This window comes from Granulicella sp. dw_53, assembly GCF_018449545.1.
Taxonomy (GTDB): domain Bacteria; phylum Acidobacteriota; class Terriglobia; order Terriglobales; family Acidobacteriaceae; genus Edaphobacter.
The window spans coordinates 82111-103147 of record NZ_JAAVUR010000006.1; the positions used below are offsets into that span (position 1 = coordinate 82111).

Genomic DNA, 21037 nt, shown 5'->3' on the forward strand with positions numbered 1-21037 from the left:
CGAAGGCCCGAGTGAAGGCGAAGCCGAAACGACAGATCTATCGCCGTTGTTGTTGCCTTTGCTTTTGTTCTCCCAAAAACCTCAGCAAAATCACATGTCAACCCCCAAAACCACCCAAGCCCATCAAAACAAAAGAAATAAAAGTGGCACGTTAGTTTCGCCCAATCCCATAAAATAGAACTAGAGACAAAAAGCCCCGCCGAAAGGCCGGGGCTTTCTATTTAAAAAACGAAGGAAGACCGTAACTCAAGCTGGCTGAAGAATTTGGACACAACTCGCATGAAATCAGCCACATACGAGGGACTATCACCCGTAAGCCGAACATAAGAAACGGCTTGCGCCCAAATACCCCCAGGGGGGGGTAACCCCCTCAAACCAGAGTTAGGATGCTATGGCCACACCGCACTTCTCCGACAAATCGCTCAAGTTCCTCCGCGGCCTCAAGCGCAACAACGACCGCGAATGGTTCGAGCCCCGCAAGCCCATCTACGAGGCCGAACTCAAGGCCCCTATGCTCAGCGTCATCGACGCCATCAACCAGGCCATGCTCGACTTCGCCCCCGAAAACGTCCACCCGCCCCAGAAGTGCATGATGCGCATCTACCGCGACGTCCGCTTCAGCGCCGACAAGAGCCCCTACAAGTCCCGCGTCTCCGCCTGGTGGGCCCGCGCCGGCCTGGAGAAGACCTCCGGCGGCGGCTTCTACTTCAGCCTCAGCACCACCGACGTCACCATCGCCGCAGGCGTCTACATGCCGGAGCGCGAACAGCTCCTCGCCATCCGCCGCTACCTCGTCGATCACCACCAGGAGCTGCGCGCACTCCTCGCTGGCAAGAAACTCCGCGCCAAGCTTCAGGAGTTCGAAGGCCTCCGCCTCACTCGCCCTCCCAAAGGCTTCAACCCCGACGATCCCGCCATGGACCTGCTCCTTTGCCGCCAATGGGGAATCGCAGCCACCCTGCCCGTCGAAACCGCCACCTCACCAGCCCTGGTAAAGGAGATCGTGGCTCGTTTCCGCCTCGCCGCCCCAGTCGTCGCGCTGCTCAACCGGCCTCTTCTCGGCAAGCCAAAACAGCCGCTTTTCTAAGGATTGCCACTACATTTCCGTGAAAATGAACCAAAAACCGGACAAACCCGAAGAAAACCGCAAAAAAACGGTGGAAAGCCTTGAATTGACGTTGACAAAGCCTTCGGAAAGGTTGAAGGTAAATTGCGGTAGGGTCTCCACACCCGCATGAACATTGGGGATTTCGCAACTGGAAATTACTCGCGGTGTGAAGAACGAATCCGCATACATCTTGAGAAGAACGAAGGAGAAACATAATGGCAAAGGGAATGACAAAGACAGCGCTCGTCCGTGTACTGGCCGAGAAGCTCGAGCTCACCAACAAGCAGACCGCGGCTTTCCTCGAACTGCTCGCTGAGACAGCAGTCAAAGAGACCAAGAAGAACGGCGAGTTCACCATCCCCGGAATCGGCAAGCTCGTCAAGGCAGAGCGCAAGGCTCGTCTCGGTCGCAATCCTCAGACAGGCGAGACCATCAAGATCAAGGCCAAGACCGTGGTCAAGTTCCGCGTTGCCAAGGTAGCGAAGGACACCATCGCTCCTGTAAAGAAGTAGTCTTCACCACAGGCGATCGCGCGGCTTCCGCCGCAACCTCGTCTCGCCGGCAGTAGCCCTCCCGGTACTAACAGATCCTCGCGCACAAGGCCCTAACGCCGCACGCGAGAACAGAAAAATAGCCCGTTGTGCCCTGGCAAAGCCGGAGCGCAGCGGGTTTACTTCTTGGGATTGAAAGCGAGCGAGATCAGGTAGACCCCTAGCGAGATAATGACGCCCTGCAAGATCAACTGAGCGTTGTACCGCCATCCCGCAACCGCGAACGAAACAGCAACACCCCAGAAGTACAGCTCGCCAAGCAAAGCAAAGCTCCACCGCGGCTGCACCGCCGAAGCAGGAACCCGCGCCGCAAGCGCAGGAAGCAGCCTCGGAACCGCCCGCTGATAGGCAAGATAGCTCTCTCCCTGCCTCGCTGTAAGAAACGCCTCTTCAGCCCCTATCAGCCGAAGCTCCAGAATCCAAACCACCACGATGCAAAACACCGCGCCACTCGGCGGCATCAGCAACGCCAGCGCCAGCGTATGCAATATCGTCCCCAGGTACAGCGGATTCCGCACAAACCGGTAAGGTCCCGCCGCCATCACCTCGTCCGCCCGCAAGCCCCGGTCCTGCACCACCGCCGTACCGAGAAAAGCAGTTCCCCACGTCCGCAGCCCCGCCGCCGCAAACGCAAAGACAATACCCAGCACCAGCACCGCAATCGTAGCCGTGCTGAAGCTCAACCACCCCTGCCGCGCCACCGTCGCCGCCAGCAACTGCCAGGTACGGATCGTATCGAGATGAAACACATAGTTCCACGGCGAAAAAAATGCAATCACATACACGATCACATGAATCAGAAAGCGAAATCGAAACTCAAGAGCCGTAGCTTTCATGGCAGCGCGAAGCGCGAAGATCCTTTCGAGTATTGCTGCGACAGCTCTAGTCTTCGCCCAGCGTGCTAAGAATGTGATCGAAATCTTCCAATCCGGAGTACTCGATAATCACTCGGCCTTTGCCCTTCTTATCCTCGATACGAACCTTGAGCCCCAAAGTCCGCTGCAGACGGTTCTGAGCCTCCTTGACGTTAGGATCCTGCTCGTCGAGCGTGGACTTATCCGCCTTCGCCGCCTTCTTCTCCGGATTCAGCAGCCCCTGAACATAGCTCTCCGTCTGCCGAACCGAGAAGGACAGAGCCAACACCTTCTGCGCCGCCGCAGTAATAGCCTCGGCATTGTCCAGTGCCAGCAGCGTGCGCGCGTGCCCAAACGACAACTCACCCGCCTCCACCCGCAACTGCACGCCCTCCGGTAAACGCAACAAACGAAGGAAGTTAGACACCGAAGCGCGCTCTTTCCCGGTCCGCGTCGCCATCTGCTCCTGAGTCATCTTGAACTCCTGGCTCAGACGTTGATAGGCCCGCGCTTGCTCCATCGGATTGAGATCCGCACGTTGAAGATTCTCTACGATGGTCATCTCAAGTGCCTGCTCATCAGACACTTGCCGAACGATCGCCGGAATCGTCTCTTTCCCCGCCTTGCGTGAAGCCAGCCAGCGCCGCTCGCCGGTGATGAGCTGAAAGCTGTTCTCGCCCAGCCGTTTTACGACGATCGGTTGCACGACTCCCGACGCAGCGATCGACTGCGCCAACTCCTGCAGCTGCGCCTCATCGAAGTGCGACCGTGTCTGGAAAGGATTGCGCACGATCTGGTCGAGCGGAATCTCAAGCGGCTTCCCCGAAGTATCCGGCGGAGGAGTCGCCGGGGCTGGCGCAGGAGGAGCCGGACGTTGAGGAAGAAGCGACTCCAGGCCCTTGCCTAGAGCGCGACGTTTGGGATCGTGATTGGATTGCGAAGGCTGGGCCATAGGGATGTACTTTCTGCGATCTGAATGTGGGTATGGTGCAAATGTAGGGACGGGACCCTTTACTTCGTGTAAGGCCAGAAGCGGACCTTCTTCTTCTCAGGAGCGCTCTTCGCCGCCTCTGCCTCCGCGGCCTGGCGTTTCTTCTGCTCCGGACTTTCAATCTTGTTTCGCCCTAAAAGCTCGAGAGCCAGCTCCCGGTAAGATTCAGCCCCTCGAGAGCGAGGATCGTAGATCGCAACCGGCTTACCGTGGCTAGGCGCCTCCGCCAGGCGGATATTGCGCGGAATGGTCGTCTTGAGTAGCTTATCGGCGAAGAAGCCCCGCAGATTCTCAGTGACCTGCTGCGAAAGATTCGTTCGATCGTCGTACATGGTCAAAAGAACCCCTTCGAGCGCCAAACCCGGATTGAAAGCCTGGGCGACCCGGTCGAGCGTAGACATCAGCTCCGAGATCCCTTCCAGCGCGAAGTACTCCGCCTGCATCGGAACCAGCAACCCATCCGCAGCCACCAGCGAGTTGAGTGTAAGCAGGTCGAGCGCTGGTGGGCAGTCCAGCAGGATAAAAGGATAGTTCGACCTTATAGGCACCAAAGCATCGCGAAGCCGAAACTCCCGGCGCTCCTGGCTGACCAGCTCCAGGTTCGCCCCGATAAGGTTCTTGCTTCCCGGAATCAGCGAAAGCAACGGCACCTCGGTGGCAACGGTAGCCTCGGAGGCCGGATTATGCCCGAGCAGGACATCGTAGATGGAGATGCGGTTCTCGTCCCTCGCAAAGCCCAGGCCCCCGGTGGTGTTGGCCTGGGGATCGCAGTCGATCAGCAACGTAGCGAGGCCCTCCAGGGCGAGCGCCGCGGCAAGATTGATCGCCGTGGTCGTCTTTCCTACTCCACCCTTTTGATTCACCACGGCAATGACCTTGGCAGGAACGACCGAAGCAACCGCAGGTTTCTCAGATATCTCGGCAGGCGAGCCCTTGAGAGGCTGCGACGGTTGGATCGGCTTATTTGTAGGGTGAATGGTGATCATTGCAATAGGACCAAGGGTATTTGGAGTCGAGAAAGGAGGCAATGGGCCGTGCCTTGTGGAGAAGCCATCCACCCTGTGGAATATTTGTGGAATGCGCTAATTGCACCGTGAACTAGACACTTAGCTATCGTTCCGTGTGGAAATCTTTTTGCAAATGTTCCACATGGAGCATCTTGTCGGCTTAAATCGACTGTTCCACGTGGAACATCTGCAGATGAAGTACCCCGGATGCCGATCGAGGCAATTTTAAGATTCTTCCGCCCTCAGGAGCCAGAAATTCCGTAGTAAGAAGCGCCCGTTCACCTCCGGCAGCCACCCTTGCCGTAGCTGCCGGTAAGGCAACCTCCATGTTGTCTACAGCCCGCAGACAAACAACATCGAACCGGCGCTCCGAAGGCATACTCTCCACCCGATCCCCCCAAACCTCAGTCTTTAGAGCAAGCGTCCGCACCATCTCTCGCAGGAAACTGACTTTTTTATTCTGAGATTCCGCCAAAGTCACGACAATCTCGGGTCGGAGCAGTTGAATCGGTAGGCCCGGAAAGCCAGCGCCAGAACCGAAGTCCAAAAGCGTGGCACAAGATCCAAGGTGTCGCCCAGCGAAGAGACTCTCCCCGAAGTGCCTCTGGACGATCTCCTCTGGGTCGCGGATCGCCGTCAGATTCGTCCGGGCATTCCACTTCAGCAGCAGATCAAGGTATCCCGACAGTTGGGCGTACAGAAGAGGTGTCCCCGCATCGCCCAGGTAAGGAGCGAGCAGGTCCGCAATCGTTGCTTCAGAAAGCGTAGCCATGCGTCAGGCCACGGAGGTATGAATCGGCCGGGGGACCCAGACGGCAGCCTCGGCAATCAGGCGCTGGAAGATCGCCGCAGAGGTAGGGCTGATATCGTAGCTACGCTCCGGGTGCCACTGCACCCCGAGGACGAAGTGTGCAGTCGCCCCTTCCGAGGCCTGTCCACCCTCCACTGCCTCAATCACGGCATCCTGCGGACAACGAGCCGAGACACGAAGGCCGTCTCCGGAAATGGCGATCGCCTGGTGATGGCTGGAGTTGACCGGAAGCCGGAGAAAACCATCCCGATCCGGAGCCTCCTGCCGATCGACGATCGAGCCAAGCAGCGAATCCGGCGCAATCGCCACCGAATGCGCCACAGCGACAGCCTTTCCCGCAGGATGATTCACCGGCAGGATACTGAGGTGCTGCACCAGCGTGCCACCGCGCCAGACGTTCAAGGACTGCACCCCAAAGCAGATACCCAGCAGAGGTTTGTAGAGATTATGGGCGTCCTGCAGCAAAAGTTCATCCACCGCTTCGCGCGAGGCGTCCGCCGGAGCGCACTCCTCAATCGGTTCCTGGCCAAACTTCTGCGGATTCACATCCGCTCCGCTACCGGGCAGCAGAACTCCCTGGCAGGTATTGATGAGGTTCGCGATCGTATCCTGCGCAAGGCCCAGGGGTATCTTCACGGCTTCGCCCCCAGCGTGTTCGACCGCCGCCGCATACTGCGGCCAGGAGCGTTCGCTGTACTCAAGATCGGTGGAGTGGGGAACGGGAATGGCGATTCGTGGCTTCATAGACACTCTATGATACGGCCTGAGCGCGGCAAGACTATCGAGCGGAACCGTCGTGATGCTCTCTGTACGTCTCCCGAATGGTCTCAAACAGCCTCTGAGTCAGCGCATCGGCGTCCCGCGTCGTCATGCCAGCCGTGGAGATCGGATCTCCCACCACAATCTTCAACGGACAAGGGTTCAGGTAGAGCGTATGGATGGGCAGCAACTCATAGGTCCCAACCAAGGTGAGAGGAACCAGCGGAACTCCCGCCTTGATCGCCATAAATGCGCATCCAGAGAGAAAGGCCTGCGTCTGTCCATCGGCGGCCCGTCCACCCTCTGGGAAGATCACCAGCGGCAGACCCGCCTTCAGGGCTGCAACCCCGCGGCTAAGGCTGGTAACAGCAGACCGGGAGCTCGACTGATCCACCGCCACCTGGCCCGAACGGTGAAGATACCAGCCAATGAAAGGAATCTTCCAAAGCGATTGCTTCGCCATAATCCGGAACTGGAACGGCAACGTCGCAAACAGCACCGGCGTGTCGTAGTAGCTCAGATGGTTGGAGGCGTAGACCGCCACCTCATGCAGATGCAGCTTCTCTCTCCCAATCAGCTCAACCCGCGAGAGACTCAGCATCACGAGAACCTTCGCCCAGACGTGAGCAATCGCATGCTGTTGGCGTCCCGACCGATCCCACAGGCCACACACCAGCGACACACAACCAAACGCAATGGTGGCCAGGGAGACGAGAGGAAGCAGCAGGAAGTAGGTAAGCCAGCGAATCGCCGGCTTCTTCCGGCGACGCTTACCTCTTGGCGCCTCTTCCTGCCTTACCTCGTCCACCTCTGCGGGATTTGGGCTAAGGGTCATGTCTGGAGAGCCAGCTCGCGGAGTTCACCAATCAGATACACGGAGCCGGTAGCAATGATTAGACCATCTGGTGGAGTCACCTGCCGGGCCTGGGCGAGCGCGGCCGCCACATGCGGCGCAGCATGCGCAGGAATACCCAGAGCATGGGCAGCAGCCATCAGGTCCTCCACCGACGAGGCGCGCGGACTATCGATCGGAGCGAAGATCACATGATCCTGCGGCCGCGACGGAGAGCCGTCCGAAGAGGAATCGAAGAGCGGCAGCAGAATCCGCGCCATCTCCGTCAGCGATTTGTCGCGAAGACAGCTAAAGATCAGAGTGCGTGGCCGCTCCTCCGGCAGTTGCGCGATCGCCGCCCGCAGCGTCCAAGCGCCCGCCGGATTATGAGCCACATCCAGCAGAATCTCAGGCGTACCAGCAATCAGCTCCAGCCTACCCGGCCAGCGAGTATTGCGAATCCCCGCTTCAATCGCGGCGTTGCTTATATTGTAACTATGCTTGTTACCTGAACCGTTTGATTTGTCACCAGAACCGTTACGTAACTCAAGCGCCGCCGCGATCGCCAACGCGATATTGCGTTGCTGATGCTGTCCCGGCAGCGGCGAATCGACCCGCAAGGGCTGATGATCGACCGACAAGGTATAGCGGTTCGCAGGCAACGAAGCCCCGCCCTCGCCTCCACTACCAGCGAAAACATGCTGGGGAGTCGGCGGAGTAAGATCCGCGGCGCTGATGGCCCGCAGGTTGAGCGTGGCAGCCACCTCTCCAATAGCCTGGTTCGCCTCCGGATGCTGCGGCAGCGTGATGAGCGTGCCATTGGGCCGCAGGATACCGGCCTTCTCCCGAGTAATCTCCGCAATGGTCGTTCCCAGGAAGTCCATATGGTCGAGAGCGATATCCGTAATGATCGAGAGCAGCGGATCGACGATATTGGTAGCGTCCAAACGCCCGCCCAGCCCAACCTCCAGAACCGCAATATCCACCTTGCTCTCCGCGAAGTAGCAGAAGGCCAGTGCAGTCACCGTCTCGAAGTAGCTGGGCTCCTGGGGGAGCTTGCCTGCTTCCACCAGCTCCCGTCCAGCATGATCCACCTGAAAGTACAGCCGCGCAAAGTCCTCATCCGGGATGGTGTGCATCTCCCCGGGGCCTGCACTCGCCGGAACGTCCGCTGAGGCATACTCCGTGGGATCGACCGCGGAGCTGATCTGGATCCGCTCATTGATCCTTGCCAGATGCGGTGAGGTATACAGCGCCGTACGATAGCCCGCCGCAGCCAGAATGCTCGCCAGCGTAGCGCAAGTGGAGCCCTTGCCGTTAGTTCCGGCAATCAACACCGATGGAAAGCTGCGCTGAGGATCACCCAGGGCCGCAGCCAGAACGCGCATATGGTCGAGATCGAACTTGGGACGGGGTCGGGGAGGGGCATCCGGTGAAGACTGAGGAGGAGGCGCCAACTCCAGCCCGCGGGCGTTCAAATGGTCAACAGCTACTGCGTAAGACAAAGACATACCCACATTTTAGGCGATGCAGCATTCCGTCGGGAGGCTGTACCACCAAGGGGCCCCGCTCTGACCAAAAGGTGCTATGCCTCAGACGGAAGTGGGATAGCGGCGCATTTCAAAGCAGGAGATATTGAATACATCGCCGATGGAGACATCGGGCCTAAGGTGTACTTCAACGTGGTGCTTCCGAATTGCAAGCCATCAGGCCGCAACGGAAAGAGGAGATTAATATGCATGTAGCAATGGCAATTGCTTTTTCCATGATTCTGGTAGCTCCGTTCTTCGGGCGCTGGCGCGCTAATGCCTGGCTGAAGGCGAACGTGCCTGCTGGACGTGCTACTTCGACCCTCCACGAAACGGCGTAGTTTTCTTTGCAACTCACCAATGGACCGTTGCCGGGCTGGCGCGGTCCTATTTTTCTGCCCCAATGCCCAAAGCCTCTAGTTCCGGCGTAGCAGCGCCAGGTTCAGAGCGATCGCGAACGATACCCACCCCAGATACGGAAGCATCAGCGCCCCTGCCAGGGGACGTACCCGCCAGAACAGCACCATCGTCGCCACAATCGCGATCCACAGCGCCAGAATCACCACCACCGCCACCAGCAGCCGGTGATAGTGAAAGAAGATCGGCGTCCACAGAAAATTGAAGAAAAGCTGAATGCCGAAGACCACCAGCGCATCCAGCCGGGCCGAGCCCTGCGTATCCTCAATCGATTGCAGCGAGCCCCTGCGCCCCGCTCGCCGCGGAGTCCGCCACACCAGCCACGCCGCAATCGCCATCACCGTATAGAGAATCGTCCAGACCGGAGCGAAGATCCAGTTCGGAGGATTGAACTGCGGCTTGACCAGCCCCGCATACCACGTAGGGATCGAGTGCGCCGCCGAAGCCGCGCCCACCGCGGCGACCGCAAAGCAAAGAATCAGGAAGGCTGCAAGGGCGAGGATTGGACGACCGCCATGAGACGGGGAAGGACGAGTTTGCACCGCGATGCTCCTGAGTTGAGTCGTCAGAAGCATCCATTGTGCAGCAAACTCCAGAGCCCGGGGGAGACATTTTCCGCCTCACCCCGGTTCTGCAAAACTTTAGCGCGCTATATCGGGAAGTCCGCCGAGCAGGGCAGCGCCCGAAAACCGGGCAAGTCCGCTCCAACTGGGAATATTGAACGCCGCTACCGGGTGTGCTTTCCCCTCGGCTTCGGTCTTGTGGTGGTCACTGAGAGCCTGCTGGATCTTCCCGAGGGTCTCGTGCCGCTCGGTCCGGCTAGTGCGCTCCCAATAAAGAAGAAAGCCTTCTCCGCATACGGGACAGCGGACGTCGGACGAACTTTGGGAGGGTTGGCACACAACTTGCATTGGTATCTCCTTCCGTTAAGCGCATGATTTGCGTCTCTAGGTAGATGCCGGAGTGGCATGGCACGCTGCTTCTGCTTCCCCAAGGGTAAGCACCGCGAAGGATAAGGCTGTGAATGCTGCAAAAATATTGTGCTTACCCCGGAACAAATCCTGCGGGTACGCACTAAGTGAACTTAGATCATACGTTACGAATCAAGCCCCTATGAATCTAATTTTGGATCCGCGATCCGGTGAAAACCCGAGAGCCCGCCAAGCATCGCGGCACCCGAGAACTGCGGAGAACCCGACCACTCCGGAACCGTAAACGGAGCCGTAGGATGCACCTCAGAGGTGAAATCGCTCCCATGCTGCTTGCTCAGCGCCTCCAGCACAGCCTCCCGCATGATCACCTGCTCCTCCAGCGAGGTGCGCTCCCAATACAGCCGAAAGCCCTGCCCGCAGACACCGCACTTAATATCTTCCCGTTCATCCGACTTCCGAAGTAAGACCTGCATAGCCATAGACTGCTCCTTATATTTCGTGGTCCTTATGTTCCATCGCTGGACTCGTAAATCTAGACTCGTAAATTTTTCAATACTTTAACTCGTTGTCCCTCCCATTATGGGCCGCTACCAAGCTGCCTCCAACGCCCATCCGTGGTACCAGGCTGCCACGAAGGTGGCACGCAGTTGGTGCGTCGTTGCCAAAGGAAATATGCTTGTAGATCACGATAGGAGTTAACACTTGATTAGGATTCAGCTTCCCGACGGTTCAGTGCGCGAGGTTCCGCGCGGTACAACACCACACGACGTTGCAACGAGCATCTCCCCCCGGCTCGCCGCAGCGGTCGTCGTAGCCCGGGTGCGCCCGCTGAATGCGAATCCTGAGACTACTGGCACGGAAGAGGTCGCCTCCGAGGCTGCTATGTACGGAGCCGCACATGCCGGAGAGCGCCTGGTCGACCTCTCCTCTCCCCTCACCGAAGACGTCTCCCTCGAGCTCCTCAAGGAGAACGACGAAGCCGCCTTGCGCGTCGTTCGCCACTCCGCCGCCCACGTCATGGCCACCGCCATCCTGGAGCTCTTCCCCGAGACCAAGCTCGGCCACGGCCCCGCCACCGACTCCGGCTTCTTCTACGACGTCTACCGCGAGACACCCTTCAGCGACGAAGACCTCGCCGCCATCGAAGCCCGCATGGCCGAGGTCGTCGCGCGAAACGAGAAGTTTGTGCGCGTCGAAGAATCACGCGACAAGGGCCTCACCGACTACTCCGCCCAGGGCGAGTTCATGAAGGTCTACTTCATCGAGAAGTTCACACAGCCCGGCGACGACATCTCCGTCTACCGCAACGGCAACTTCGTCGACTTCTGCCGCGGCCCGCACGTCCCCTCCACCAACTGGGTCAAGGCCTTCAAGATCACCTCCGTCGCCGGAGCCTACTGGCTCGGAGACGAGAACAACCAGCAACTCCAGCGCATCTACGGCACCGCCTTCTTCAACACCAAGGACCTCGACGCCCACTTCAAGCGTCTCGAAGAGATCAAGGCCCGCGACCACCGCGTCCTCGGCAAGCAGCTCGACCTCTTCTCCATCCAGGAGGTCGCCGGCTCCGGCCTCATCTTCTGGCACCCCAAGGGCGGCCTCATCCGCAAGACCATGGAAGATTGGATGCGCGAGGAGTGTATCCGTCGTGGTTACAATATGGTCTACACCCCGCACATCATGCGCCGCGACCTCTGGAAGATCTCCGGCCACGAGGGCTTCTACTCGCAGAACATGTACCCGCCCATGGAGCTCGACGACGCAGAGTACCGCCTCAAGCCCATGAACTGCCCCGGCCACATCCTCATCTACAAGAACTCCCCGCGCAGCTACCGCGACCTGCCCGTCCGCTACGCAGAGCTCGGCAACGTCTACCGCTACGAGCGCTCCGGCACCATGCACGGCCTGCTGCGCGTCCGCGGCTTCACCCAGGACGACGCCCACATCTTCTGCACTCCCTCGCAGATCGAGGATGAGGTCGTAGCCTGCGTCGAGTTCGCCCAGAGCGTCCTCGAGACCTTCGGCTTCGAAGAGTTCAAGGTCGAGCTCTCCACCTGGGACCCCAACGACCCGAAGAGCTACACCGGCAGCGCCGCCGACTGGGACCTCGCCATCAGCGGCCTCAAGAACGCGCTCGACCGCAAGAGCATCCCCTACAAGACCATCCCCGGCGAAGCCGCCTTCTACGGCCCCAAGATCGACATCAAGCTCGTCGACGTCCTCGGCCGCATGTGGCAGCTCTCCACCGTGCAGTTCGACTTCAACCTGCCCAAGCGCTTCGAGCTCGAATACAAGGGCGAAGACGGCGAACTCCATCAGCCCGTCATGGTCCACCGCGCCCTCTTCGGCTCGGTGGAGCGCTTCTTCGGCGTGCTCATCGAGCACTACGCCGGCGCGTTCCCTCTCTGGCTCGCGCCCGTACAGGTCGGCTTGGTTCCCATCTCCGAGAAGCACCTCGAGTACGCCGAGAAGGTAAAGGCCAGACTCGAAGACGCAGGCCTCCGCGTCGAGCTAGACGCCCGCAACGAGAAGATGAACGCCAAGATCCGCGAGTTCACCTTGCAGAAGGTCCCCTTCGTCCTCATCATGGGCGATAAAGAAGCCGCAGGCGACGCCGTCAGCGTACGCACCCGCGGCAAGGGCGACGAGGGCAGCGTAACCGTGGAAGAGTTCATCGCCCGCGCCACCGGACTACAGGCCTCCAAAGCAGTTGGACTTAACCCGGTCGAGCTCTAAAGAATAGGAATGGCTTCCTGTGGAAGCGGCAGGTTTGTGTAAAGAAACTTGACCACAAATTCTGTTGTGTAAAGAAAACAGCGTTTTTCTTTACACAAACCTGCCAGCTCCACGCAAGCCAACAGCCCCAGGAGACATCATGCCTGCTCTGAGTGACGATGATCGTGCCAAAGCGATTCAGATCCTCGAGCAGGTACGAACGCAGCTCAACCAAATCGCCGGCGAAGACCCGGACCTTCGCTTCCAGCTCAGGCGATACATCCTTAAGCGCCTGGAGTTCGACGAGCGCGGAACCCCCACGCAACGCCGCAAGCTCAAAGAGCTCAAGCGAAAGTTTCAGCGCGGCCTCTGCTTCCAGTGCGCCACGCCCCTGCCCGTAAAGGGCGCGGAGCTGCATCGCCTCCTCGCCATAGAAGGCTACACCGAGGCCAACACCCAACTGCTCTGCCGCTCCTGCCACGAAAAGGCCCAGCAGGAAACCTCCCCGCCCTTATAGCCATCTAGACTCACAGATCCACATCCATAGACCTCGCGATGGGAAGATCATCGTCCGCCATCAGGCGCGGCGGTTAAGAACGGCGGGCGCCCTTGCTCTATACCATCAGCGACTCCACCCTCGTCGACGCGCCGCTGGATCGCTGTTTTCTTCTCTCCACCAGCATCGACCTCGTCGCGAAGACCTTGCGGATGCGCCCTCTCTCCGGCAGGCTCAGCGGCCTCATCCAACCCAACGACCAGCTCCTCTGGCACGGCTGGAAGTTCGGTCTTCCGCACAGACACCAGACTCTCATCACCGCCTACGATCGCCCCAACCACTTTCAGGACACCATGGGCCGCGGCAGCTTCCAACACTTCCAGCACGATCACACCTTCATACAGGTCGCCGGACAAACCCGCCTGCACGACACCATCCAGTTCTCGCTTCCTCTGGGGTGGGCCGGGGCTCAGGTAGCAAAACACATCATGGTCCCCTACATCACCCAACTCCTGCGTCGCCGTCTGCAAACCCTCAAACAGGTCGCGGAGAGCGAAGAGTGGAGGCAGTACCTACCCGAGCCGCTGCAATAGATACGGCACAACTGCGTCTCTTCTTTTTACCTGCAGCTCTTTTTTCATAGATGCACTTCCGCTTTTGGCACGTCCAATCCATGTGCCTGGCTGAACCGGAGGCAAAGAGCAACCTCTTGCATCTAAACTTGTTGAACGTATCAACAACATCTTCGATCGAGCCAGTACGAGCCGGTCATAAAGAGAATCTCTCTTAGTGAGATCAGCGGTATCGAGGTAGAAGCAGGGCCTATGGGAAAGATCCGTTCGATGACACTGGTGGATGCGCCCGTAGAGCGATGCTTCCAACTCTCCCTCAGCGTCGACCTCCACAAGGCAGCGACCGGCGAAGCAGCCATCGCCGGAGTAACCGAAGGGCTGATCGGTCCCGGCTCCCGCATCACATGGCAGGGCCGCGGTAAAACCAGCGAGAGCCTCGTCTCCGCATGGCGTCCCTTTATCTACTTTCGCGAAGTCCTTACCGCGGGTTGGTTTCAGACCTACCAGCACGACCATCACTTCGCCCCCATGAACGACGGCACCCGCATCCGCGACGAGATCGAGTTCACCCTCCCCAAAGGCTTCACCGCGCGCCTCGCCTTTCGATTCTTCATCCGAAAAAGACTGGTCCGTCTCCTCAAGCAGAGAAACGCCATGATCAAGAGCGTCGCGGAGTCCGAAGAGTGGCACCGATACCTCGACGGTCAACCCGAGATCGATCGCCGCGTCTATCAGGCCATCACACCGCCGTTCGCGGAAAAAGCGAAACCAGCCTACGCCGACTAGCGGCGCGCCTAAACCAACTCCAGTCAGGCTTTACAGCCACGCCACTAAAAATCCCCGGCAAAATCCCTTGTCAAGCCCCAAAGCAGCCTAACCACTTGCAAATCATTGACTTCCATGTGGCACTTTAGTTATGTCCCACTCGTTAAAATAGAAGTAGAGATCAAATCAGTTCCTGCTCCGCTCAGCGCGGAGAGAGCACCACGTTCTTTCCAAACCGGTCCGGAAGTCCAAAGCGAAGCCTCTCCAAATCAGGATTTTGCGCAAAACAGGGGGGGAGGGGGTCCACCAGGGAAGCCACACACCTGGGGCTTCAGTATCAGACCGCAGGGACCTCGACTCCCTACCGCCGCCGGAAAGAGTTGCGAATAGCATGAGCGCGGTCAGGAACCGGCACCGGAGCAGGAGCAGTTGGCGTGGTGTTCACATCATGCCCCTCCGGGTAGAGAACCACGAACCGGCGCGGAATCTCGCCGCTGGAAGCCGTCGGAAGCCCCGAACCGCTGAGCGCAAGATGCAGCAACCGGCGCTCCCGCGAGGTCATCGGCGGAAACGAGTACGGTCGGCCAGTACGCCGCACCACCTCGATCGCCTCCTCCGCGGCCCTGCTCACCGCTCGGTCGCGATTCGCCTTGTAAGAGTCGGCATCGAAGGAGATGCGGTCGTGATCCTCAGGCTCCAACTGCAGCGCCTTCGCCGCGATATGCTCCAGCGCGTGAAGCAGCTCCCCGTTGCGGGCAGTCAGTAGCGGAGTATCGGCTCCGGAAAACTCGACGTAGATCCGGTCCTTAGCGACGGATGGAACGGCAGCTCCATCCTCCCCGGAACCATCTGAACCCTCGGAAACCACGTCCCCCGAGACAGTGAAACTAAGCTGAAACCCCGCGCAACCGATGATCGTCTGGAGCACACCGCTGACCGTCTCTTTTTCCGTGGCCGATATATTCATCACGAGATTGATATTACCAATCAGCTCGTTTTATCTTCGTCCCTGCAAGGTCGGTGGCGTTCCAGCCTTGCGCCGCGCGCGTTTCGCCGCTATCTCACGCATCTCGCGGCCCAGGCTCGTGCGGTTCATCACCGCTTGTTGGATGATGCCGATCAGGTTTCCTACCGACCAGTAAAGCGCCAGTCCAGAGGCATAGTTCCAGGTCATGTAGCCCGAGAACGCTGGCATCATGAACGCCATCATCTTCTGCTGCTGCGGATCGACGCCCGGTGAAGGCGTATAGAACTGCACCAGGAACTGGCTGATCACCATGACGATCGGAAGGATATGGTAAGGATCCGCGGCCGTAAGATCAGGCAGCCAGAACCAGTGCGCATGGCGAAGTTCGACTACCTTCGGCAGCATTCCGAAGAACGCGAATAGCAGAGGAAGCTGAATCAGCGTCGGAATACAGCCTCCGAACATGTTCACGCCATTGTCCTTCTGCAGCTTCACGATCTCGGCGTTCATCTCGTTGCGCTTCGGATCGGTCACCTTGTACTTCTTGTACTTCTCTTTGATGGCATCCATCTGCGGCTGAATCCGCTGCATCTTCAACCCGCTCTGCATGGTCTTCACCCGCAGCGGAAGAATCAGCAGGTTGATCAGCACCGTCAGAATCACGATCGACCAGCCCCAGTTCGGAGCGATGTGCGCATGGATGAACTGCAGCGCAAGGAACAGGTACTTTCCGATGTAGCCGAAGAAGCCGAACTCCACCAGCGGCTCCAGCGTGACATCGGTATTGGTGGCGTGAATTGCCTTCAACACGCTCACAGCCTTCGGTCCGGCATAGATACGCGTCACCGTATGTCCGCTGACGTCGCCCAGCGCCGTTCCCAGAATCGGCACCATCACGGAGCCTTTGGCAGGCGATCCGGAGCCCAGACCGGTCCGGCGTATCGTCTTCGCGACGTCAAGCTCGTTGTGCAGCGTCACCACCGTCGCCGAGTTCGGCGACTCAGGTAGAAACACCGCCGCAAAGTAGGGATCGCTCGCGCCGGCCCAGTCGATCGGTCCGTTCAGCGTATCGCCGCCCGCGACTTTCTTGAACGCCAGATGATCCACCTTGGCGTCACGCATCAGGTCGATCTGAGCGCCGTTGTAGGCCTCCGCATTGTTCTGGTCACCGAATCCGCCCGGCCAGCTCAGCAGCGCCCGCACCGGAGCGCCATTGCGCGTGACCTGAACGTCGACCTTCAGCACGTAGGTCTCATCGAAGGAGAACGTCTTGGTCACCTGCGTAGCGCCGTCCGAGAAGGTAAACGTCAGCGAAGCAGGAGCTGCCAGCGAACCCGTCGCCGACGGAACATACAGCGCCTGGCGAAGTGCGGTCGTCAGCGTGGCGTCGTACGTATAGAGCGAAAGTGGATAGCCCAACTGCTGCGCTGCCTGCGTATGAACCAGGTTCAAGGGCTTGCCGTCGCTGTCGGTGAACCGCTTGAGCTGCCAGTTCACTACCTGCGCTCCGCGGTTGGAGAACTCGATGCGGTACAGCTCGTTCTCGACCACCGTGGTCGACTCCGCCGTACCCTTGACGACCGGAACCGCTTGCGAGGCGACAGCAGCCCCAGCCGCGGGAGCCGCGCTCGGCGGCGGCGCGGATGCCTGATTGGTGGTGGAGGCCGGAGCACTCTGGGTAGAGCTGGGCAACGCCGTCTGCGGATTCTTCTTCGAACGGTAGAACTGAAGACCGAAGAAGACCGTGATCATGACCAGAGCCATGACCAGAAGCGACTTATTATCCTGCCCGCCTTGTTGACCGGGGTTCTTAAACTCTGCCAAGAGAGACTTCCTATCTAGATGCCGATTGAGATCGTTTCACAACTAAAGACGCTGGTCGGCTCCGAGGAGACAACCACGTTGAAGCGGACGAAGTACCGCCAGTTCGACGAAGTAGCGTCACTTCCATGATAAATGCGCTCTGTGAAAAGTGCGCTGCAAGCGCGGCGAATGCTTCGCAAAGGTATCAAGGAGCGCCTCAGCGCTCCGGAACCGGATCGAAGCCTCCTTCGGCCAGCGGATGGCAGCGTCCCAGCCGCCGCAGCGCCATCGCGCCGCCGCGCAGCACGCCAAAGCGCTGCATCGCCACAAACGCATACTCCGAGCAAGTCGGCAGATAGATACAGCGCGATCGCCCAAAGCTATGCAGGATCGGCGAGACGATCCGGCCGTAGAATCCGAAGGCGAACCGCAGCAGAGCATCCTTCATCGCGGGTTACCGGCTCTCCGGCCGCGATGCGTCCTTCGCGATCGCTGCCTGGATTCCCCGAAAGACCTGAGCGACCTCGCGTTCGAGCTTGGCAAACTCCAGCTCGATCACCAGACGCCGCGGATGGAGGATCACATCGACCGGCGCGGTAATCAGCCCTGCGTTGCGACGTATGCACTCGCGCATGCGGCGCTTGATGCGATTGCGGTCCACGGCCTTCCCCATCACCTTGCCGACCGTCAGCCCAATCCGCGGCCCAGTCGTATCGCACCGCTGTGCCTTTCCATCCGGACCTTCGGCAGGCCGCAACGAGTAGAAAAAGCTCATCTGCTTCGCAAACTGCTTACGGCTGGAGGTGTAGACCCGCTGGTAGTCAGCATGCTTGCGCAGTCGCAGAGCCGAATTGGAGGTGGGAGACATAGGGCAGATCGACGACCATTTGCAAAGGCAAACACAACAAGGCGACCGGCTGAGGAAATCCGGTCGCCCTTGTTAGATCAGAGTGAAACTAACGCAATGCGGCGAACTAGTCGCGGAAGCCTGCGCTGACGGCGATCTTGTGACGGCCCTTCGCGCGGCGGCGGCTCAGTACGGCGGCGCCGGACTTGGTCTTCATGCGGGTAAGAAACCCATGGGTCTTCGCACGGTGGCGGCGGTTGGGTTGAAAGGTACGCTTCGGCATGTCACTGAACTCCTGAACTTTTGCTGATCGCGAGGCCTAGGAAAATGGCGATCTACGCGGATCAATCTTTGGGCTGTTGCAACAATCTCTGAGTATACGCGAGGTTTGCGCTTCCGGCAAAGAATCCACCCGGCTGCGGGTTGCCGAATGTTGGGCATCCAACCGATGTTTTTGGCTTTCACCGGGAATGGTGCAACTTCTTTTTTATGGTCTGATAGCTTGAAAAGGGGTTGGTTTTCCGTGCTACTATCGAACCCGTTTAGTAAGACGTTTTTCTGCAGGTCCAGCTGCTCCGCACTCTGCCGCATATTGAACAAACTCCTCTCCGCAAAGCCGCTGAAATGGTTCAGCCCCGGCGGAGGGACCTCTGGCAACACAGCATCATCTTCACTCGCCTGATGGCGGGGAAGGATGTCCATTGCTTTTCACCGCGCTCCTTTCGCCGCGGGTTTTACAAAGTGCACACAGTTTGGGTTGGGACAGGGAAAAAAGACAAGGAAACTAAAGAATGTCATTCGTTCCGACGGCAACGGCCGTATTGAATTATTGGGTGCGTATCCTCGCTGCTCTTGAAAAAAAGATCAACCGGCAATCATATGAAACCTGGTTGAAGCCAACGCGGTTCTCGCACCTTGCGGGGAAGACGCTCTACGTGCGTATTCCCTCTGCAGACTTCCAGCATGTAGGCGATCGTTACGCAGACCTCATCCAGGAGGCCATCGACAACCTCGGCCTCGATATCGAAACCGTCACCTTCACCACGCCGCAACAGGATCCAACCACTCCAAAGCTCCGCGAAGACGGTGGATTTGCCCCGCTTCCAAGCCACAGTCCCAACGCCCCAAACCCCAGCTCGAAGCTTAGCCGTCCCAGTCTCAGCAGCCAGTCGATTCAAGGCCCGATGCCGGAGCAATCCCGCTTCGACTGGAGCGCCGCATCGCAGCTCAACCCGAAGTACATGTTCGACGCCTTCGTCATCGGCAGCGGAAACCAGTTCGCCATGGCCGCCGCGCAGGCCGTCGCTGAGCGTCCGTCCAAGGCCTACAACCCTCTCTTCCTCTATGGCGGAGTCGGAATGGGCAAGACCCATCTGATGCACGCGATCGGCCACGATGTGAAACGCCGTCAGCCCCACGCCTCCATCTGCTACGTCTCGGGCGAGAAGTTTACGAACGAGATGATCAACTCGGTCCGTTATGACAAGATGACCAGCTTCCGCGATAAGTTCCGCAACGTGGACGTTCTGCTCATCGACGACATTCAGTTTCTCGCAGGCAAGGAGCGCACCCAGGAGGAGTTCTTTCACACCTTCAACGCGCTCCACGAGAGCATGAAGCAGATCGTCATTGCCTCCGACCGGCCTCCCAAAGAGCTCGCCGACTTCGAGGATCGCCTGCGCTCGCGCTTTGAGTGGGGACTCATCGCCGACATCCAACCGCCCGATCTGGAGACCAAGGTCGCCATCCTCCAGAAGAAGGCGGAGTCCGAACAGACGCAGCTCCCTACCGATGTTGCGCTCTTCATCGCCTCCAACGTACGCACCAACGTACGTGAGCTCGAAGGCGCTCTGGTGCGGCTCATCGCCTGGTGCAGCATGCACGGGGTCGAGATCACGCTCGCGGTCACACAACAGTGCCTCAAGCAGTTCATCGACACGCAAGTACGCAAGATCACCATCGAGACCATCCAGCGGACCGTAGCCGAGCAGTTTGGCATGCGGGTCGCCGAACTCAAGCAGAAGAACAACTCCCGCCAGATCGTGGTGCCTCGTCAGATCGCGATGTATCTCGCCAAGCAGCTCACCGAAGCCTCGCTTCCTGAGATCGGACGCCAGTTCGGGGGCAAGCATCACACGACCGTCATGCACTCCATCTCGAAGATCGACGAACAGCGTCGAGCGGATAAAGATCTCAACCGCACACTCAACAAGCTCATGGAGACTTTGAGCTAAATTCCGTAAGAAGAAGCCTGTTTCGAACAAACTCCTGCCTGACCGGCAGGAGTTTTTGTTTCTTACCAGGAGATATAAACTCCCCGGCGCACCCACTCCGCGCCGTTGACCTGAAGCATCATAAAATCGGCCAACTCCGCGCGAGAGATACCTACGCCGTTGCGTGGGAGCGCCTCGCCGTCGATCCGGTAGCTGCGGCGGGGGGCGCTATCGCGAAGCATGGGAGGCATCACCATGGTCCAGTCCAGGTTGCTGGCCGAGAGCGCCTTGTACTGGGCGCGCTGCGACGTTACAGGCCACTTCAGCGCGGTCTTGTACAGGATGTTCTCGGCGATCCAGCGGCGGTAAGCGGGCTGCTTGTCCAGAGACGTGGATACCGCGCCGGCGGAGCCAACGACGATGATGCGGCGGACCTTCTGCTCCTGCATCGCAGTGATGATGAGTGGAACCGCAGTCTCCAGCAGATCTTCCCGCTTCCAGGACTTTGCACCCAGGGCGCTGAGAACCAGATCGCTTCCGCGAATCGTCTGTCTTACTGCGGTTAGATCACGGGCGTCGCCAGTAATGGCTTCAACATAGCCTGCAAGGGAGAAGCTGCGGGGATCCCGGGCGAGAATTCTGACCGTGTACCCGGCGCTCAGACAGCGCTCGGTTAACAACTTGCCAGTCGCTCCGGTGGCCCCGAAGATGGAGACGTTCATGAAAATGGGCCTCGGAAATACCTCCCGATTATCCTCCGGGTTTCGACAACTGTGTGAAAAAAGTGGACGCGCTAAACACATTCCTTTTGTGGCACTTCAACTCGATATACACGTTCCGCACCTGGTCTTCTCAGAAAGGCGCGGAA

General features: G+C 59.0%; 24 protein-coding genes. 8 read left to right on the forward strand and 16 right to left on the reverse strand.

Annotated features, from left to right (window positions below; translation table 11 throughout):
• Window positions 1–391: 391 nt before the first annotated feature.
• Both HB393_RS10820 and HB393_RS10825 read left to right on the forward strand, forming a co-directional pair.
• Window positions 392–1087, forward strand: a complete 696-nt coding sequence (locus HB393_RS10820) for a DUF2461 domain-containing protein (protein ID WP_213805188.1) — start codon at window positions 392–394, stop codon at window positions 1085–1087.
• 236 nt (window positions 1088–1323) lie between these two features.
• Entirely contained in the window at window positions 1324–1620 is a 297-nt protein-coding gene (locus HB393_RS10825; RefSeq protein ID WP_213805189.1) for an HU family DNA-binding protein, read from the forward strand.
• Between the two features lie 158 nt (window positions 1621–1778).
• Here the strand turns inward: HB393_RS10825 and HB393_RS10830 are convergent, their stop codons facing one another.
• The 7 genes from HB393_RS10830 to HB393_RS10860 all read right to left on the reverse strand — a co-directional run bounded on the left by HB393_RS10830 (window position 1779) and on the right by HB393_RS10860 (window position 8424).
• Window positions 1779–2495 carry an isoprenylcysteine carboxylmethyltransferase family protein gene (locus tag HB393_RS10830; protein WP_213805190.1) on the reverse strand — a complete coding sequence of 239 codons (717 nt, stop codon included), beginning with the start codon at window positions 2493–2495 and terminating at the stop codon, window positions 1779–1781.
• A gap of 46 nt (window positions 2496–2541) precedes the next feature.
• The gene (locus HB393_RS10835) at window positions 2542–3465 is read right to left on the reverse strand and encodes a ParB/RepB/Spo0J family partition protein (RefSeq protein ID WP_213805191.1); all 924 of its coding nucleotides are present in this window, start codon (window positions 3463–3465) and stop codon (window positions 2542–2544) included.
• A 59-nt stretch (window positions 3466–3524) separates the two neighbouring features.
• Window positions 3525–4490 (reverse strand): ParA family protein, encoded by a 966-nt coding sequence (locus HB393_RS10840; RefSeq protein ID WP_213805192.1) that lies wholly within the window; start codon window positions 4488–4490, stop codon window positions 3525–3527.
• Between the two features lie 181 nt (window positions 4491–4671).
• Window positions 4672–5283 carry a 16S rRNA (guanine(527)-N(7))-methyltransferase RsmG gene (gene rsmG / locus HB393_RS10845; RefSeq protein WP_213805193.1) on the reverse strand — a complete coding sequence of 204 codons (612 nt, stop codon included), beginning with the start codon at window positions 5281–5283 and terminating at the stop codon, window positions 4672–4674.
• A gap of 3 nt (window positions 5284–5286) precedes the next feature.
• A complete protein-coding gene (locus tag HB393_RS10850; RefSeq protein ID WP_213805194.1) occupies window positions 5287–6066 on the reverse strand; it encodes a gamma-glutamyl-gamma-aminobutyrate hydrolase family protein in 780 nt (259 codons plus the stop codon).
• Window positions 6067–6100: 34 nt separating this feature from the next.
• Window positions 6101–6916, reverse strand: a complete 816-nt coding sequence (locus HB393_RS10855) for a lysophospholipid acyltransferase family protein (protein ID WP_213805195.1) — start codon at window positions 6914–6916, stop codon at window positions 6101–6103.
• Complete coding sequence (locus HB393_RS10860; RefSeq protein ID WP_213805196.1) at window positions 6913–8424, reverse strand: folylpolyglutamate synthase/dihydrofolate synthase family protein; 1512 nt, start codon at window positions 8422–8424, stop codon at window positions 6913–6915. The genes HB393_RS10855 and HB393_RS10860 overlap by 4 nt, the downstream gene beginning before the upstream one ends.
• A gap of 224 nt (window positions 8425–8648) precedes the next feature.
• On the opposite strand from HB393_RS10860, the gene HB393_RS25175 reads away from it, so the two are divergent.
• Window positions 8649–8783, forward strand: a complete 135-nt coding sequence (locus HB393_RS25175; protein WP_255550985.1) for a hypothetical protein — start codon at window positions 8649–8651, stop codon at window positions 8781–8783.
• Window positions 8784–8858: 75 nt separating this feature from the next.
• Here the strand turns inward: HB393_RS25175 and HB393_RS10865 are convergent, their stop codons facing one another.
• The 3 genes from HB393_RS10865 to HB393_RS10875 form a co-directional block, all read right to left on the reverse strand.
• Window positions 8859–9401: a TspO/MBR family protein gene (locus tag HB393_RS10865; protein WP_213805197.1), complete on the reverse strand. Its 543-nt coding sequence runs from the start codon at window positions 9399–9401 to the stop codon at window positions 8859–8861.
• Between the two features lie 99 nt (window positions 9402–9500).
• A complete protein-coding gene (locus tag HB393_RS10870) occupies window positions 9501–9770 on the reverse strand; it encodes a hypothetical protein (RefSeq protein ID WP_213805198.1) in 270 nt (89 codons plus the stop codon).
• A gap of 200 nt (window positions 9771–9970) precedes the next feature.
• Window positions 9971–10270: a hypothetical protein gene (locus tag HB393_RS10875; protein ID WP_213805199.1), complete on the reverse strand. Its 300-nt coding sequence runs from the start codon at window positions 10268–10270 to the stop codon at window positions 9971–9973.
• A 223-nt stretch (window positions 10271–10493) separates the two neighbouring features.
• Here HB393_RS10875 and thrS point away from each other — a divergent pair, with 223 nt between their 5' ends.
• The 4 genes from thrS (at window position 10494) to HB393_RS10895 (ending at window position 14360) form a co-directional block, all read left to right on the forward strand.
• Window positions 10494–12527, forward strand: a complete 2034-nt coding sequence (thrS, locus tag HB393_RS10880; protein WP_213805200.1) for a threonine--tRNA ligase — start codon at window positions 10494–10496, stop codon at window positions 12525–12527.
• Window positions 12528–12666: 139 nt separating this feature from the next.
• Window positions 12667–13023, forward strand: coding sequence for a hypothetical protein (locus tag HB393_RS10885; protein ID WP_213805201.1), 357 nt, complete (start codon window positions 12667–12669; stop codon window positions 13021–13023).
• A gap of 92 nt (window positions 13024–13115) precedes the next feature.
• Complete coding sequence (locus HB393_RS10890) at window positions 13116–13595, forward strand: SRPBCC family protein (RefSeq protein ID WP_213805202.1); 480 nt, start codon at window positions 13116–13118, stop codon at window positions 13593–13595.
• A gap of 231 nt (window positions 13596–13826) precedes the next feature.
• The gene (locus HB393_RS10895; RefSeq protein ID WP_213805203.1) at window positions 13827–14360 is read left to right on the forward strand and encodes a cell division protein; all 534 of its coding nucleotides are present in this window, start codon (window positions 13827–13829) and stop codon (window positions 14358–14360) included.
• A gap of 340 nt (window positions 14361–14700) precedes the next feature.
• Here HB393_RS10895 and HB393_RS10900 read toward each other — a convergent pair whose 3' ends face one another.
• The 5 genes from HB393_RS10900 to rpmH all read right to left on the reverse strand — a co-directional run bounded on the left by HB393_RS10900 (window position 14701) and on the right by rpmH (window position 18239).
• On the reverse strand, window positions 14701–15306 hold the full coding sequence (locus HB393_RS10900; protein ID WP_213805425.1) for a R3H domain-containing nucleic acid-binding protein: 606 nt from the start codon (window positions 15304–15306) through the stop codon (window positions 14701–14703).
• Between the two features lie 30 nt (window positions 15307–15336).
• Entirely contained in the window at window positions 15337–17130 is a 1794-nt protein-coding gene (gene yidC / locus HB393_RS10905; RefSeq protein WP_213805204.1) for a membrane protein insertase YidC, read from the reverse strand.
• A gap of 196 nt (window positions 17131–17326) precedes the next feature.
• On the reverse strand, window positions 17327–17557 hold the full coding sequence (gene yidD, locus HB393_RS10910) for a membrane protein insertion efficiency factor YidD (protein WP_213805205.1): 231 nt from the start codon (window positions 17555–17557) through the stop codon (window positions 17327–17329).
• A 6-nt stretch (window positions 17558–17563) separates the two neighbouring features.
• Window positions 17564–17977 carry a ribonuclease P protein component gene (gene rnpA, locus HB393_RS10915; protein WP_213805206.1) on the reverse strand — a complete coding sequence of 138 codons (414 nt, stop codon included), beginning with the start codon at window positions 17975–17977 and terminating at the stop codon, window positions 17564–17566.
• 106 nt (window positions 17978–18083) lie between these two features.
• The gene (gene rpmH, locus HB393_RS10920) at window positions 18084–18239 is read right to left on the reverse strand and encodes a 50S ribosomal protein L34 (RefSeq protein WP_213805207.1); all 156 of its coding nucleotides are present in this window, start codon (window positions 18237–18239) and stop codon (window positions 18084–18086) included.
• Between the two features lie 508 nt (window positions 18240–18747).
• On the opposite strand from rpmH, the gene dnaA reads away from it, so the two are divergent.
• On the forward strand, window positions 18748–20190 hold the full coding sequence (gene dnaA / locus HB393_RS10925) for a chromosomal replication initiator protein DnaA (RefSeq protein WP_213805208.1): 1443 nt from the start codon (window positions 18748–18750) through the stop codon (window positions 20188–20190).
• A 62-nt stretch (window positions 20191–20252) separates the two neighbouring features.
• Here dnaA and HB393_RS10930 read toward each other — a convergent pair whose 3' ends face one another.
• Window positions 20253–20891, reverse strand: coding sequence for an NAD(P)H-binding protein (locus HB393_RS10930; RefSeq protein ID WP_213805209.1), 639 nt, complete (start codon window positions 20889–20891; stop codon window positions 20253–20255).
• Window positions 20892–21037 lie beyond the last annotated feature (146 nt).